Source organism: uncultured Microbulbifer sp. (genome assembly GCF_947498635.1).
GTDB lineage: Bacteria > Pseudomonadota > Gammaproteobacteria > Pseudomonadales > Cellvibrionaceae > Microbulbifer > Microbulbifer echini.
This window is the reverse complement of the sequence record NZ_CANMKV010000034.1, coordinates 1-15,796: the sequence shown is the minus strand read 5'-3', so window position 1 is coordinate 15,796 and position 15,796 is coordinate 1. Positions and strand designations below refer to the sequence as shown.

Sequence of the window (15,796 nt, the reverse complement as noted above, 5' to 3'; positions counted from 1 at the left end):
CTCTCCGCCTTTTTAGTACCCGTTTGCACTCCTCACCTTGTCGTCATCCTCTTTGCCCGCTTCGCTAGAAGCCGCGTCTGTTGCCCCAGGTTTTGTTCTACCCGTATATATTTTAAAGGCCCCCTACGCTTTTTCTGAAGGGGTAGGGTAATCACACTCTGCTGTAGCGGATGGCGCCCTGCGGCTGCTTTGCTCCGTAAGTTGCAGCAAATTGGCCGGGGATAGAGCTCTATGTTCGATCAAGTGGTATTCGCCGGCGGAGGAGTGCGCTGTACCTGGCAGATTGGATTTTGGGAGTCTATCGCCAACAGGGTTCGACTCAGGCCTAAAGTGGTCAGTGCCGTTTCTGCCGGTGCCTTGGTTTCCAGTTTGATTTTGATGGGGAGATCCCTGGACGCAGTAGAGCACTTTGCCGAGGCTTTCGAGGAAAATGGGAGAAATATTCATTGGGGCAACCTGTTTAACAAGGATCCGCTCTTTCCTCACCATCAAATTTATCGCGACGGCATGTGCAGGTTATTTGAGGGTGGCTTTGAGCGTTTGTGCGCCACTACGGAACTGCGTATTGCCGTCAGCCATTCCCCGAGTTGGCTGAATGGCCCCCTGGCCCTGATTGTCGGTGCGGGAATTGATTACTCCGATACCTACCTTACCCGCTCATTGCACCCGAATACGGCGAGACGCCTGGGCTATCGCCAGTTGTTTCATTCAGTGCGGGACTGTGCCGATCATGAGGCGCTACAACGATTAATTCTTTCATCATCCTGCACACCGCCGCTTACGCCACGACAACAACATGGCGGGTTGGAAGTCTTGGATGGGGGCATTGTCGACAGTGTGCCGGTGGGTGGGTTGGATCCAGATCCTGGGCGGGTGCTGATACTACTGACCCGAAATTACCCTCAGTATCCGAGCTGTTTTACCAGCCAAAAAGATGAACAGTTATGGATCTATGTACAGCCCAGCCGCCCCCTGCCAATTAGTGTCTGGGATTTTGCCAACCCGCAGGGACTGTGGCAGGCCTTCGATGCGGGCTACGCCGACGGAGAGGCATTTCTGGCGGTTCGTTTTCCGGAGGGGAGTGCCAAGTGAGCCACTCGTGTCTCGTTTGGTGGAGAGTTTAACGGATGTTCGATCAAGTGGTATTCGCTGGGGGTGGTGGCCGTTGTACTTGGCAGATCGGGTTTTGGGAGGTGGTCGCCAATCAGATAAACCTTAAACCGAGAGTGGTCACGGGAGTGTCTGCGGGCGCGATGATCGCGGGGTTGATACTCACTGGTAAGGCCTCTGATGCGGTGGATTATTTTTCCTCGGTCTTTAGGGGCAATCGAAGAAACGTGTATTGGAAAAACCTGCTGGGCAAGAAGCCGGTATTTCCTCATTACGGAATTTATCAGAAGGGGATAATAGCCCTATATAGCGACTGCTTTGACAGCTTGAAATCTGCGGCAGAATTGAGGGTTGCCGTGTCACGCGCGCCAAACTGTTTACCGGTATCACTGGCACTGGCAGTTGGAGGGGTAATTTATTATTCCAACAAATATTTACTGCACAAATTGCACCCCAAAATGGCACGACGCCTTGGGTATCGACAGGACTTTTTTCGTGCCCAAGATTGTGCCGGTGTCAGTGAATTTGGAAAGTTGATCCTGAGTTCATCCTGTACTCCGCCTTTTACACCAAGATTAAGCTTGGCGGGAAGGGAAGCCCTGGATGGAGGCGTAGTAGACAATGTGCCGGTTGGTGGCCTCGATGCTGAAGAGGGTCGGGTGCTTATTCTGCTCACCCGCCGCTACCCTAGATTTCCCGACTGGTTTACCCGGCGCAACGGCAAGCAGCTCTGGACGTATATACAGCCTTCGCGATCGCCGCCTATCAGTGTTTGGGATTTTACGAATCCCGAGGGGTTGGTCACAGCTTATGAAATGGGCCGCCAAGATGGTCGCCAATTTTTGCAGAATATGCTCGCGGAGCGGGGCTATTACGCCGCTCATCCAGGAAAGTAATTTCTAACGAAAAGATGTTATGGCTGGCGGAGGTTACCGATAGCGTTCTATCTGAAAGGCAGTTTGGTCGCTCAGTGTCGGCTCTAGCTCGCAGGTGCTGCATTTGGATATTGATTGGGGGAGTACGGGATGCGCCTGCTCAGGAAGAGTGGTGTGGTGGTATAAAAGGGGTATATCAATGTTCGATCAGGTTGTCTTTGCTGGCGGTGGCGGTCGCTGTATTTGGCAGATTGGCTTTTGGGAATCGGTGGCTGATGAGGTCGACTTATCGCCCAGGGTGATCAGTGCGGTTTCTGCCGGTGGCCTAGTGGCGGGGTTGCTCTTGATTGGCCGGGGGCGAGAGGCGGTAAAATATGTACGTTCGGTATTTGATACTAACCGAAAAAATATCTACTGGGGCAACTTGTTCACTCAGGAGGCGGTGTTTCCCCAGTACGCCATCTGTCGGGACGGTATTCGGCAGTTATTCGATAAGGGGCCGCAGGCCCTGCAGGGCGTAGCGGAACTGCGTCTCGCGGTCAGTCACCCACCGAGCTGGATGTACGGTCCTTTGGCGTTAACTTTTGGAGCCGTTGTTTACTATGCAGACAAGGGGTTTACCCGTAATCTCCACTCCACGGCGGCGACTAAGCTCGGGTTTCGCCAGAATTTCTACCGCGCTCAAGACTGTAAAAATATGGACGAACTGGAGCACTTGATTCTGAGCTCCTCTTGTACCCCCCCATTTACCCCAAGGCTCCATTTGAATGGCAGGGAAATTTTGGATGGAGGGATTGTGGACAATGTTCCGGTTGGTGGCTTGGACAGCAATGAGGGTAGGGTGTTAATTCTGCTTACCAGTCGTTTCCGCGACTTCCCCGATTGTTTCACCCAGCGCCAAGGTTCTCAGCTTTGGACCTATGTGCAACCCTCACAGTCATTGCCGATTAAAGTGTGGGATTTCACTAACCCCGATGCGGTTATAGAGACCCTGGAAATTGGTCGAGCCGACGGTAGGGCAACACTGAGAAAACTTAAGTCGGGCACTTACAACGGCTCAGCCCTTCAGACACTTTAGCCTCTATGTATCAGGAAGCTTCACAAGAAATAGCCGTATTTAAACAGTCCATAAAGTTAATTCAGGAGGGGAAATAAGTATGAAAAATTTCCCGATGAGGTTTATAGGGTTTGGCTACATACCCAAAGTCATAAGCTGATAAGAATGCAATTTGTTTGATGCCACTAGTTAATTTATGGAGTGGTTGTATCACTCTTAACGTTGGGGTTTTAACTTTGTCACTACCTTTGTAATGCTTATTTTTTCATCTTTATTTCATGATTTTTTATTAATAGAAAATAAATCCATAAAGTCGATATCGCAGCAAAAAAACACCAAGTTGACACCCGTGTGTCGCGCTGAGTAAAACAGGTGGTAACGCCGGGTAGAATGAAAGGTGCCCAGAGCTTCCTTAGATGTTTTGTAAAGAGGGACTTTGATGGTGGGCGGCTGTGTAAGCCAAAGGCACGATGAAATTATCCCGAAGTTTTAGGGTGTCCTAGCAGATTGTCGCCACTTCGCCACTCTTAATTTCCCTCAATCTCTCGGCGTTTTCTTATAGCCATCTGCAAAGAAGGTATACATTGATGATTGCTTACCGGGGGGCAGCGGGTGTTTGCTTGTTCTGTTAATACCAGGCTGGGTGCGGTGGCTAAATCCTCTGCTTGCACTAACTTGCTGATTCCATTAGCTTATGCAACAAGTTGCATATTGTATATATTGGTTCACTGTATCGCTGTGCGTATGGGCTGCCAGAATGGGATGTTGGGGCGCTTTTGTGGACAGGGAGGGCGACAGGCCCATTGAGGGAGGGAAGGGACACATGTTTGATCAGGTTGTTTTTGCCGGTGGCGGCGGCCGCTGTACCTGGCAGATAGGTTTTTGGGAGTCTATTGCTGATGAAATCGGGCTTTCTCCCAGGCGGGTAACTGCGGTTTCCGCGGGTGGACTGATGGCGAGCCTGATCCTGATGGGGCGTATTGAGGCCGGCAGGGAGCACTTTTGGTCTGCTTTTGCGGCCAATCGCAAAAATGCCTACTGGAGCAATCTGTTAAAGAAAGAGCGGGTATTTCCCCAGTATGGGATTTTTCGTAATGCCATGCTGGAGTTATTTCGCGATGGCCTGGAACCGTTGAGCAATGCCGCTGATCTGCAGATTGCCATTACTCATCCCCCGCGCTTTTTGACAGCCGGGGTGGCGTTTGGTGTGGGGGCGCTCGCCTACTATACCGACAAACATGTAATGCGCCGCCTACACCCGAAGGTGGCTCTTGGCCTGGGGTTTAAGCAGAATTTTTATCGCGCGCAGGACTGTGCAACTGTGGAAGAGCTGGTAGAGCTGATTCTATGTTCGTCCTGTACGCCGCCTTTTACGCCGCGACTGCGTCGCTTTGGTGCTCCGGTGCTCGATGGTGGGGTGGTGGATAATATTCCGGTGGCGGGCTTGGATAGTGGGGAGGGTCGGGTCTTGATATTGCTCAGTCGTCGTTACCCACGCTACCCAAACTGCTTTACGCGACGTAACGGCGAGCAGTTATGGACCTACGTGCAACCCTCAAAGCCGCCCTTTATCAGTGTCTGGGACTACACCAACCCGGAACTGGCGCAGATGACCTATGAACTCGGCTGTGCCGATGGCCGGGAGTTTCTACACAAGCCTATGTTCGAACAGGAGATATCCGATGAACAATTCCAATAATGCAATAGCGGAGTCCATTGCCCTCTGGCACGAGATGGTTGCGGCGCGGGACTTCAGCCGGCTACCGGCGATTGTCGCGGAGGATGCGGTATTCCGCTCTCCGGCGTTTTTCAAGCCCTACCACAGCTCTGCGGCAGTTTGCCTGATCCTCAATACCGTAATGCAGGTCTTCGAGAGCTTTGAATACGACCGCAGTTTTACCACGGAATCCGGTCGTGATCTGGCTCTGGAGTTTAAGGCCACTATTGGCGATAAGAGCCTGAAGGGCCTGGATATTATTCGATTTGATGAGAGCGGTAAGATAGTGGAGTTTGAAGTGATGGTGCGGCCTCTCAACGCCCTGCAGAAGCTGGCGGAAGAGATGTCTGGCCGACTTTCCCAGTACGTAACCCAGTACAAGGACGCGCAGCCGATCTGATGACGCATTCCCGCCCACCCAGCAAAATGAAGTGGTGGGCGGAAATTTTGCACGTTATAGCGCGAGGCTTATTCCTCTTCCTCTGTTTCCAGAGAGTCGAAGTATTCGAAAACGTCGATGCCATCCATATAGGCGCCATCGAAACCGGCATCCGCGATCATGAAGATATAGGAATCGTTGTTGCCATAGATAATGTCCTGCCATCCGGCCTTCCAGTACTCCACGTAATAGTTGCCCGGTTCATTGGGGACTTCGTCCAGTAACCAGGCCGGGGGGTTGGTCGGCCAGGAGGGGTCCCAGTAGTAGCGGTCGCTCTGGGCCATGCCAATATCGACATAGGCCATCAACAGGCGGCGGCTGCCGTTGCTCTTTACCTTGAGCTGCTTGATCTGCTCTTCGGTATAGGGTTCGCCATCAGTAAAGAAGAAGTCGATAATCAGTAGGTCATAGTCGGTTTCGGATAATTTATCGACAAAGTCCTGGCGCGTGTTAGAAAGACTTGGATTGGTGATGTTAAGGAAATTTTTGACATCTTCCAGCTTATCAATGTTGTTGCTGTTTACATTGACGGGCTCCTTGGGGTGGGGTGGAATATCGTTCAGGTTTAACGAGTCGGCGGCGAAGGAGAGGTAGCCGGCTTTTGCGTTCTCTTTGTAGGACTCGTCAATATTGGGCTCAGTATTGGCGAAATCGGTCACCAGGATTTCACGGCCTTCTTCCTTGGCCAAGTCGAGATAGTCTTGCAGGCGATCGCTTTCAGTTTCACTGGTTGGCTGGTCTACCTTACCGTCCTGTCCAAAGAAGACCGCCTCCTGGGCGATACCATCGGTGGAATTCACATAGGTGTTGTCTACCGGGCCGTTGGTTTGGGTATTGGTGGTGATTAACTCGATGCCATTTTGCGGGACAACAATGAAATCTCGGTCGATGCCCTTGGCATAGACGCTGATGTCCTCCACTAGTAGGCGCATCTCCTGATCGTAGTCTACATTGGCGGGAATGATGAAGTCGGGTAAATCGTCAAAACTACAGCCGAGAAAAAGCAGCGGGCTGAGAAGTACTAAGAGCTTCCTGTGCAAGGGGTTTCTCCAAATGGGGGTAATGGTTGGGCATTCCTGAATAATTTCGCGACATCTCTAAAACTTTCAAGGCCCGTCCGATGGGGCATTCAGAGCGATTCATGGAATTATTCGGAGATTCTCCAAGTTTAGAGGTTATGTCTGTTAATAACTTATTGGCAGAAAAGTACGGATTTCGTTCCCCTTTGGCAAGCCCGAGATGAAATTGAAGTAATTTAATGGGGATCTACAGTATCCGGGCTTAACTGGAGTCGAAAAACCATAGATCTGTCCTGGGGCTCCCTTAAGGGCCACTGGGATTGCCCATCTTCCTTTTGGTCTTGTTGGTGGCGACAGCGGTGCGCGGATCATCGGGCCAGTAGTGTTTCTGGTATTTAATACGCAACTCCTTTTTAACCTCCTCGTAAGTGTTTGCCCAAAAATTCGCCAGGTCGCGGGTGATTTGAACCGGGCGCCGGGCTGGGGAGAGCAGGTGAATCATCAAGGGAAAGCGTCCGCGTACAATTGCTGGGGTTTCTGTCAGGCCAAAGAGCTCCTGTAGGCGTACGGCGAGTACTGGCGGAGATACCGCGTAATCAATGGCGATGCGTGAGCCGCTGGGCACGGTGTAGTGGCTGGGTGCGAGTTCATCGACCGCTTGTACCTTGGGCCAATCGAGTTGGGCGCGCAGAATATTGAGCAGGTCCAGCTGTTTGAGTTGTTCCAGTTTGTGGAGCCCGTGTAGATGGGGCAGTAACCAGTTTTCCAGGTTTTGCAGTAGTGCGCTTTCACTCCAGTCGGGCAGTAGCCCCCCTTCTGGCTGAGCTTTGCTGTGCTCCTCTTCGCGGAGGAACATCAGTCGGTGGCGTAATTGTTGTGCTTCGTGACGCCAAGGCAGTAGGGAAAGCCCCTTTTGGCGGATGGCGTCCAGTAGGGCGCGGCTCAATAATTCTGCTGGGATATCTTTGGCTGCTTGTTGTTGCAGCACCAGTTTATCCAGCGTGACCTCTTTCAGCGCCTCGGCTCGCCCAGCGATGTCATCCCAGCGAATGGTGGTTTTTTCCTCGATCCTGTCGGCAAAACAGTGGCGTAAGGCATTTTCAGAAATTGGTGCGGCCAACTGGATGCGCGCATCGCGGCCCTGGCCATCCAATTCCGCAACTGCAATAAAGTGATTGAGCGCCAAGGCGTCGTCGTGGGAGAAATGCGCTCCCCGGCCACTGGAGAGGAGAAAGCGGCGACCGCGATCACGGCGGCTTTTGCCAATTCTGTCCGGATAAGCCAGCCCAACGAGTGCCCCCACCCCGTCAGTTTGGTCGAGGTCTTCTGCATTTTGCAGCTGTGATGAGACAACATTCTGTAGTTGGGCGTGCCAGGTTTTACTCTGCTGACGGATGCGCTGGACAGCTCCGCGATCAATGCTCTGACCTTTCATTTGCCCCTGTAGTACTTCAATACGCTTGCGGATATCCCGATCCCAGCGGGCTTCACCGCAGAAGATATCCCGCTCCGACAATAGCGCCGCCAGTAGGCATGCCTGCTGTGATAAATCCCAATCAAGACTGCGGAGCATCATATGCGCGAGGCGGGGATGGCAGCCGAGAGTGAGCATGGCGCTGCCGTGCTGGGTAATGCGCAAGTCCCGGTCGAGCGCTCCCAACTGTTGAAGAAGTTCCTGGGCTTGCGCCAGGGGTCCCGGTGGGGGTAGATCCAGCCAGCGGAGTTCGCTGGGTTCACTCACGCCCCACTGGGCCAGTTCCAGGGCCAGGGGGGCCAGGTCACTGCGCAGAATCTCGGGTGTGTTTTTACTGCTTAGGTTGGGTTGGCGCCCTTCGCTCCACAGGCGCAGGCAGCGCCCTGCACTGAGGCGTCCCGCACGGCCGCTACGCTGTGTGGCGGAGGCCTGGGAAATACGGCAGGTCTCCAGCCGATTCATACCGCTGTTGGGGTCGAAGCGTGATTCCCGCATCAGGCCGGAGTCAACAACCAGGTGAATGCCCTCGATTGTCAGGCTGGTCTCCGCCACATTGGTAGCCAGTACTACCTTGCGCTGACCAGGTCCCGCAGGGGAAATAGCTTGGTCTTGCTGTTCCCGGGTCAAGTCGCCGTAGAGGGGGGTAATGGCGATAGTGTCTGCGTTTGCCTGGTTACCATAAGTGAGCTGTTCGCGAAGCAATGTCTCCACTTGGCGAATTTCTCCCACGCCAGGCAGGAAAGCGAGGAGGCTGCCTTCATCCTCTCGCAGCGCTTCTACAATTTTGCGCACCATCAGTGTGGGCACGGAGCGATGGTCTTCTGGTGTCTCCCGCTGGGTAAGGTAATCGACCTGCACGGGAAAGCTACGTCCTTCACTATTCACTACTGGCGCATCGCCGAGTACTTTGGCTACCGCTTCCGTTTCCAGGGTTGCGGACATCACCAGCAGTTTGAGGTCCTCGCGCAGGTACTCCTGGGATTGTAAGCACAGCGCCAGGGATAGGTCGGCTTGCAGGCTGCGCTCATGAAACTCATCGAAGATAACTAGCGAGGCCTCAGCCAATTCTGGGTCAGACTGCAACAGACGGGTAAGGATGCCCTCAGTCACCACCAGAATACGGGTCCGTTGGCTCACACGGCGTTCACCGCGCACCTGGTAGCCAACGGTATCGCCCAGCTTTTCCCCCAACAGTGCAGCCATACGTGCCGCTGCGGTGCGTGCTGCCAGGCGGCGCGGCTCCAACAGGATGATTTTTTGCTGGCCCAGCCAGTCGGCATCAAGTAGGGCCAAGGGCACAGCAGTGGTTTTACCCGCACCGGGCGGAGCCTGCAATACCACATTGCTGTGCATATCCAGACAGCGTTGCAACTCGGGTAGGGCGGAATAAATAGGTAACTCTGACATGGGGAGCGATTATAGCCGTAGGGCAGTAGAAGTTATAAGGGGCGGCAGTAGTTACCTGGGCGGTTTTGGCTGGCGTGATAACGGTTAAACTGAATTATCTATAGAGCAATCTGTATTGATGCTGTGTCCAGCATATTTCCCATTGGCGTGCGTAGAGAACTCAGCAGCAGTTATGGACGACCACTGATTTACCTGTTGATCTATGAGGACGGTGAAGATAAGGGGGCGCGCCAGGTTGGTACCGTGATACCTGGGGGTTCTATGTTCAAGGTGGTAGAGTTTGGTCCAGGTGTGTCACCCCGCATATATCGCACAAATAGTATTAATCATGTAATTGTGCTCTCTGGTGAGATCGACATGCAGCTGGGTAAGGGGGCGATTGTGCATTTGTCGGAATGTGACGCATAAGTTCAACCCGCTACGATGCATAACTGGATTAATCATGGCGATGCGTCATGTCGAATTGTATTTGTTTTGATTGGCGCCTCGGACGAGTCCGCATTGGCAGACCGTTTTTATTCTGAATTAAATTTGAGGTTAGAGTGCTGTTCCGGAGATTTTTTAAATCTGGAACCTGGATAAAATTGGTTCATCGATATCTTGACTATATGCCAGCGCGGCCTCAATTCCGGCATGTACGCCGAGAGCGGCTGTTTCCCTAGACATACTGGGAGTACCAATATTTTCCGCAAGAGCGGCCACTTGTGGTAATTGTGGAAGATGTATCCAGCCTGCGCGTATATTCAATTGATTGGTAATAATGTAGTGAAGCACCCCATACATCAGGTGATTGCAGCAAAAGGTTGCGGCGGTGTCGGATATATCCGCCGGCACCCCTGTATTGCGCATGGCCTTAACCATGGCGCGAAGGGGCAGGTTGCTGCGATAAGCGACAGGGCCATTGGGAATGGTAGGCTCACCCTGCATTTCCACCCCGCGATTGTCCTTGAGGTGATAGCGGCTTGAGTCATTAAAGTTTTGCGCGATTCTTTCTATGGTGATTACTGCGCGACCCGCATACTCACCCAGCATAATTACAAGTTGGGGGCGCAACTCGGCAATGGCTGCGGTGACGGTGTCAATACTCTCGAAGAAGTTGTTTGGCACAAGAAGGCCGCAGATTTCGGCAATGCCAATACGGGTACCATCGAGCACCCGCATCACCGATTCAGCAGGGTTAACCGGCGTATGGCCAAAGGCTTCGAATCCGCTCACAAGAACTTTTGTCATGCACTCTATACGGTAATCAGATGAGGTGGATATCTGGATATTATTCATTCCAGAAACTAATAAGAAAGCCAGAGACATCCTAGTGTGTAGAAATCTAGCCTATGAGGCCCAGGTCCTCCAGAAAGGAATACTTATCCCAATCCACCCAGCTTTCAGCCATTTTCCCGCCTTCATATCGATCAGTATGAATGCCAGTCCAGCTGGTGGTCTTATGGGTTGGCTCATACTGCATGAACTTCCCTGTGTGAGTGGCTGTAATTCTCCAGCGTGTACAGACATAGTCGCCTTCTTCAACTTGAAGCAGAATCTCCATTTTTACATCGGAGAAGCCCCGATGGAATTCGGTCACCAAATCCTGCCATTCGGCGAGGGATTTAGCGGAGGTGCCACTTGAGGCATCGGGCATTTGGTGATTTTTGTAATTGGCAGACAAATAATTTGAGGCTTCATGTGGGGTGTTGTCCCCCCATAATTCGAGTAATTTTCTTGATGTGGCTTTATGATTGGCGGACATGGCGCTCTCCAGGCTTATAGATGGCAGGGTTGGCGAAAGAAGCAGAGCAAGCATAGTGTAAGAGAGAGTGAACATTTGAATCAGACGGAAAGAAGTCGGTCTCAAGGCAGAATATCCAGCGCCTGTGGTTTTTTTCGCCGGATGATTATCAGAGAAAACGGTTTAATGGGCTAAGTGGTTAGGATGTTGGAAAGTCTGTGATTGAATAAATGAGAAAGGGGCCTTGCAGCCCCTTCCAGGTTCAATTATCTAACTCTGAAATTGCGTCATCAGTTGCCTAATGTTAGCGATAGTTACTGAGACACTGGTTATATTCGCGAATATAGACCTTACCACCGATCGCTGGGTTGGCATTGGCCTTGTCTGCCGCGGCATTCATACAACCCTCAACCTGGTCTCGGGTCAGACCCTGAATTCCTGGGCGTCCTCTCTGAGCATGAGTTCCTGGGCGTGCTCCACGAATATACATGTCTCTCGGACGTTCATATTGACGTATTCTGGTGGGCGGTTGTACTTGGTAGAAATAACGGCCCTGCTCACTGAAGGCATAGAATGTATTACCACTTTGATAGTAAGTCTTACCAAGTATTTGCACCGGTGAAGCACCAGCAGGTAGTTGCGAGAGACGTTCTTGTGCAACCCCGTATCCGGCAATAGAGAACAATAAAATTAATGAAAATAAATAACGCATAACATTTTCTCCTTCTCCCAACTTGCGAACTAGTCTACTCAAACGCATGTGTTGTCCCAATGCGCTCTATTGGACGTTTCGGAAACTGTAGGCGTGGGCTTAATGCGATTAAGAGATAAAGGGCCAAACCTTCAATAGTAAAATTTTCTGATATTTTTCGTTTAGACTGATAGGGTTCTAATTTATCTTTCCCCTGTAGTAATCCGCGTGCTTTTCTTGCAGTGGTGCCGGTTAATTGTTTTGGATGTAATTTTCCTAAACGTTTCTCAGGGTGACTTTAAGGTGGCAATGTTGGCGGTGAGGAAACTGGTTTAATAGCTGGTGAGATTGATCTTCATAAATAGAGGGTGAGATGATTTTCGGTAGTTGAGGCTTTCAGACAGGCTTCTCTCAACCGTTGAGGCGTTAATTTATGAAAGCAGGATAAATACGAGGGTTGGCCGATTAGATTCTAGGCTATGAAATAATCCTGGAAGCTTGTTTGTCTGTGATCTTATAAGTAAGGGGATTTTTTTACATGTGATAATGAAAAGTTTATTCGTTATTTGCGTAAAAAGGAGAATGTTAACCCCCCTTTGGGATTTTTGGGGTTTTTTTAATCTAGTGTGTCTTTCTACTCAAATTCGATCGCTTTATTGTTGATGAAGAGGGCGGTAGTAACTGGTGTGGCCTGCGCCACTGTTTGTAGAGACATGCACGCTTGCCTGCAGCAGTGAGCAAAATTCAGGAGCTTTTCTTCCGTTTCATCACTTTCAATCATTAAATGGATCTCTACCTTATCCCCCTTGCCAAAAATATCCTCTGGTTTAATACCACCAAAGTTGAGGGTGGTGGAAAACTCGGTTTTCTGCTCTAGACTAATTTTGGTTAGGTGCATGTCTGCTAACTGGGCAAGCATTTCGACGTGAGACATCATACAAAGTGCGAGTCCTGCAGAAAAATACATAATTGGCGATGGGGCGCTACCCCTACCACCGACGGCAGTGCCCTCATCACTAATAAGCTCCCACGTTCCACCATTGGGTACATTGGAGAATATGGTTGCTTTCTTGAGGTGGTGGCCTTGGGGCATAGGCTCCACATTGATGTGTGCGTGGAATTTTAATTGCTCTCCTTGTTTTACCTTGTCCAGGTGTGGCGGCGCAAAGGTTGCCTGTTCAGCCTCTCCATTGATTTTGCGCACGATCGTTGAGGGCGACATCTCCCAATGAACTGACTCCATAGCGAAGCTCCTCTCCTAATATAGATTTTGTGACTAATTGGTCGATAGGTGGAGTTCCCTCGATATCGTGTTGATTGTAGGCAGGGCAGAGGGAAGCTGAGAAGTTTTGGGAATAAAATCCTACTTTAGGAACCCCAATGGAGTTCTGGCGTTCTCGCTGAAGTGAGGGGCTCAATAAAGGTTTGGGAGCCTGACAATAGCGAGTGGTTATTTTGTGGTGAAAAATGGAACCGCTTGTGGCGCGGCTGGGAGAGAGTGCTTGTTGTAGGTGGGTAGGATCAGATTAATGCTTAATTTACCAAGGGTAAATCAGTCATTTTTTGTAGTTTATTGATATGCCTTTGTGCATCTTCTTTGCGGTAAAAAGAGCCTGCATTGATACCCTCTGTGGAACTTGCATACTTAAAAACTAGAACCACCTGCCAATTGACATGATTTTTCTTGCTGTCTTTAACGTGGTGTGGCGAAGAGACTATTTTTAACCCCTTAAAAATTGAAAGGGGCTTTTTTTCTATCCAGTTGTGCCAAAGAATTTGATTTCTGGATATATATTGCTTGCTCTCAATATCTATAAAGTGGTTTTTTTTAAAGGAAAAGGTCATCACGGCGAGGATAGACAGTAGGGTTGTTGCAATCCAAGAGAAAATAGAACCGTTATCCAAGGCAAAACTCAAGCTCACCAATAGCCAAATAAATACAAAACCACCCAGTATATAGGTTGTTACCTTATTGGACTGCAGTTCCATCTTGCTTTTTCCTTCCGGGACACCTGAGTTGGAGGACGTGCTAGTGACAGCCTCAAACCTAGGCGTTAATAATCTACGGGGGAATCCATCCCCATTGGGCTGTCTGCTGCAGGAGAATACTCGCACAAGCCGATATTGTCAGCTAATAGCGTGCATCTAGTAGAGAAGCTGTATGCTAAATGCGGTTTTGTTTCAGAGGCATATTGTAGGCAAGAGATAGGATAGGGCGTCAGGGAGGAAAGTTGCGAAAGGTAAGGGGCCTTGAGGCCCCTCAAATAAATAGTGTTTAGCTATTTAGGTACTGTATTTCTGCACTTCAGCGGCTCACGTAATTGCTCCGCCATGCCCAGTAACAAGGACTCGGTGGTGACCCAGTCGATACATTTATCGGTGACGGAAACACCATATTCCATATCATCCAGATTGGAGCTTATCTTTTGGTTACCGGCTTTTAAATTGCTCTCTACCATGATTCCGATGATGGATTGATTGCCATCGAGAATCTGGTGGGTCACGTTATCCACCACTAGAGGTTGTAACTCGTGGTTTTTATTGGAGTTGGCGTGACTGCAGTCGACCATGATATTTGGGGTGATGCCGGCGTTGCGGAGTTCCTGTTCACACATAGCAACACTGACAGAGTCGTAATTGGGCTTGTCGTTACCGCCACGTAGCACCACATGGCCGTAAGGGTTGCCAGAGGTATGGATAATGGCGACCTGGCCACGTTTGTTGATGCCGAGGAAGCGGTGTGGATTGGCGACAGACTGTAGGGCATTAATAGCTACCTCCAGGCCGCCATCGGTACCATTTTTAAAGCCCACCGCAGATGAAAGGCCGCTGGCCATCTCGCGGTGCGTCTGGGACTCCGTAGTGCGCGCGCCAATGGCGGACCAGGAAATCAGGTCTTGCAGGTACTGGGGGGAAATGGGGTCCAGTGCCTCGGTGGCTGTGGGCAAGCCCAATTCTGCGATATCGAGGAGCAGCTTGCGGCCGATATGGAGCCCCTCCTCAATTTTGAAGGAGTCGTTTAAGTGTGGGTCGTTGATCAGGCCTTTCCAGCCCACGGTGGTGCGCGGCTTTTCAAAATAAACGCGCATTACGACCAACAAGGTGTCGGAGACTTTGTCCGCGACGGTTTTAAGGCGCTGGGCATAATCCATAGCTGCATCCACATCGTGAACGGAGCAGGGCCCGATTACCACCATTAGGCGGTGGTCTTTGCGATCGAGTATATCGCGCACGGCAGCGCGGCCTTTGGCAACACTCTCTTCGGCGGCATCGCTGCTGGGGAGTTCTGCCTTGAGTGTCTCCGGGCTGATCAGAACTTCCTGGGAGACAACATTTAAGTCGTCAAACTGCTGTGTGGTCATGGCGTTTACTGGTTACTCTATTCCTTGTTGCCGCGCTGCTGTTGCAGGCGGATAACTTATCCTACTGCGCTGGGGAGTATAGGGCGAGGGTTTCATTTGCAACCAAATAATCGCCCCTCTTTTGAGGTATTCATTTGCATTTATCCTAGGACAGTTTGGCAGTTCGACAGAAATTGGGGGGCTCTGTGTGGACAGTTTTGGCGTGGAGGGTATGGCGGATGGGAACCCTACCGGCCTGCCTAGTTGGCGAACTTCAGCAAGTCTGACAAGCTCGTGTGCTCAAGGTAGATAAGCTGTCCAGGTTTGGACTGTGCAGCCCATCATCAAGCGTGGGGGTAGCTAGGCCATATAGGCTGGAGAAGTGGAAGGCTGATCTGAGCGCGCGTAACCCTGTGGAGCTTGTGCTTGATACGACTTAGTGAGGGAACTGGTGGTGTGGATGAATCTTGCCGTGCTGGTACGGCCAACTAGATAAGTTGCCGTTGAAGCACACAAAGGCGCGGCCGGTTAAGTGCCACCGTGAGCTGCTCAGGTCAAGCCTCGCAGTGTAGTGGTCAACTTTTTTTGACCACCGAACCTTGAGTATTCCAATATTTTTCTTTCGCCACATTTGGTGGCAATCCATCATTCTTTTGGTGTTCCATCACTTGGCGCACTTGCGGCTTGCTGTTGGGGGCGATCTGCCTTGCGTGATATAGCTGGGGTGATCCCAGCAAGGGATACTCCTGGTTCACAGAATGTTTGCAAATCGTGGTTAGCCTATAGTTTGGAGCCCCTGTATAAGGAAGCCTCTATGTGCGGTGACTTGTTTGGATAGAGGGGGTCGCTAATGGTTGGTGGAGTTGTTCCTAGATTGCCAACATAAGTGACACACGTTTACCCACCAAAAATTCCAGTGGGCTCAAGTAATTTAACACCTTCC

The 15,796-nt window shown here is 50.9% G+C and carries 15 protein-coding genes; 6 read left to right on the top strand and 9 right to left on the bottom strand.

Annotation, left to right across the window (positions count from 1 at the left end; translation table 11 throughout):
- Window positions 1–231 precede the first annotated feature (231 nt).
- The 5 genes from Q1A69_RS15635 (at window position 232) to Q1A69_RS15615 (ending at window position 5,159) form a co-directional block, all read left to right on the top strand.
- Window positions 232–1,092: a patatin-like phospholipase family protein gene (locus tag Q1A69_RS15635; protein WP_299587326.1), complete on the top strand. Its 861-nt coding sequence runs from the start codon at window positions 232–234 to the stop codon at window positions 1,090–1,092.
- Between the two features lie 35 nt (window positions 1,093–1,127).
- Window positions 1,128–2,006, top strand: coding sequence for a patatin-like phospholipase family protein (locus Q1A69_RS15630; protein ID WP_299587324.1), 879 nt, complete (start codon window positions 1,128–1,130; stop codon window positions 2,004–2,006).
- A 178-nt stretch (window positions 2,007–2,184) separates the two neighbouring features.
- Entirely contained in the window at window positions 2,185–3,063 is an 879-nt protein-coding gene (locus Q1A69_RS15625; protein ID WP_299587321.1) for a patatin-like phospholipase family protein, read from the top strand.
- Between the two features lie 802 nt (window positions 3,064–3,865).
- Window positions 3,866–4,741 carry a patatin-like phospholipase family protein gene (locus Q1A69_RS15620; RefSeq protein WP_299587318.1) on the top strand — a complete coding sequence of 292 codons (876 nt, stop codon included), beginning with the start codon at window positions 3,866–3,868 and terminating at the stop codon, window positions 4,739–4,741.
- Window positions 4,725–5,159, top strand: coding sequence for a nuclear transport factor 2 family protein (locus tag Q1A69_RS15615; RefSeq protein WP_299587315.1), 435 nt, complete (start codon window positions 4,725–4,727; stop codon window positions 5,157–5,159). Before Q1A69_RS15620 ends, Q1A69_RS15615 begins: the two co-directional genes overlap by 17 nt.
- Window positions 5,160–5,227: 68 nt before the next feature.
- Here the strand turns inward: Q1A69_RS15615 and Q1A69_RS15610 are convergent, their stop codons facing one another.
- Window positions 5,228–6,238, bottom strand: a complete 1,011-nt coding sequence (locus tag Q1A69_RS15610; protein ID WP_299587313.1) for an endo alpha-1,4 polygalactosaminidase — start codon at window positions 6,236–6,238, stop codon at window positions 5,228–5,230.
- Window positions 6,239–6,521: 283 nt separating this feature from the next.
- On the bottom strand, window positions 6,522–9,098 hold the full coding sequence (hrpB, locus tag Q1A69_RS15605; RefSeq protein ID WP_299587311.1) for an ATP-dependent helicase HrpB: 2,577 nt from the start codon (window positions 9,096–9,098) through the stop codon (window positions 6,522–6,524).
- A gap of 123 nt (window positions 9,099–9,221) precedes the next feature.
- Here hrpB and Q1A69_RS15600 point away from each other — a divergent pair, with 123 nt between their 5' ends.
- Window positions 9,222–9,506 carry a hypothetical protein gene (locus Q1A69_RS15600; RefSeq protein WP_299587308.1) on the top strand — a complete coding sequence of 95 codons (285 nt, stop codon included), beginning with the start codon at window positions 9,222–9,224 and terminating at the stop codon, window positions 9,504–9,506.
- A 153-nt stretch (window positions 9,507–9,659) separates the two neighbouring features.
- Here Q1A69_RS15600 and pcp read toward each other — a convergent pair whose 3' ends face one another.
- The 7 genes from pcp to Q1A69_RS15565 all read right to left on the bottom strand — a co-directional run bounded on the left by pcp (window position 9,660) and on the right by Q1A69_RS15565 (window position 15,590).
- The gene (gene pcp, locus Q1A69_RS15595; RefSeq protein WP_299587305.1) at window positions 9,660–10,328 is read right to left on the bottom strand and encodes a pyroglutamyl-peptidase I; all 669 of its coding nucleotides are present in this window, start codon (window positions 10,326–10,328) and stop codon (window positions 9,660–9,662) included.
- Window positions 10,329–10,422: 94 nt separating this feature from the next.
- Window positions 10,423–10,842, bottom strand: a complete 420-nt coding sequence (locus Q1A69_RS15590; RefSeq protein WP_299587303.1) for an ester cyclase — start codon at window positions 10,840–10,842, stop codon at window positions 10,423–10,425.
- A gap of 283 nt (window positions 10,843–11,125) precedes the next feature.
- Window positions 11,126–11,533: a hypothetical protein gene (locus tag Q1A69_RS15585; RefSeq protein WP_299587301.1), complete on the bottom strand. Its 408-nt coding sequence runs from the start codon at window positions 11,531–11,533 to the stop codon at window positions 11,126–11,128.
- 613 nt (window positions 11,534–12,146) lie between these two features.
- Window positions 12,147–12,755: an OsmC family protein gene (locus Q1A69_RS15580; protein WP_299587299.1), complete on the bottom strand. Its 609-nt coding sequence runs from the start codon at window positions 12,753–12,755 to the stop codon at window positions 12,147–12,149.
- 290 nt (window positions 12,756–13,045) lie between these two features.
- Complete coding sequence (locus Q1A69_RS15575) at window positions 13,046–13,501, bottom strand: hypothetical protein (protein ID WP_299587297.1); 456 nt, start codon at window positions 13,499–13,501, stop codon at window positions 13,046–13,048.
- A gap of 290 nt (window positions 13,502–13,791) precedes the next feature.
- Entirely contained in the window at window positions 13,792–14,874 is a 1,083-nt protein-coding gene (locus Q1A69_RS15570; RefSeq protein WP_299587295.1) for a 3-deoxy-7-phosphoheptulonate synthase, read from the bottom strand.
- A 554-nt stretch (window positions 14,875–15,428) separates the two neighbouring features.
- Window positions 15,429–15,590 (bottom strand): hypothetical protein, encoded by a 162-nt coding sequence (locus Q1A69_RS15565; protein WP_299587293.1) that lies wholly within the window; start codon window positions 15,588–15,590, stop codon window positions 15,429–15,431.
- Window positions 15,591–15,796 lie beyond the last annotated feature (206 nt).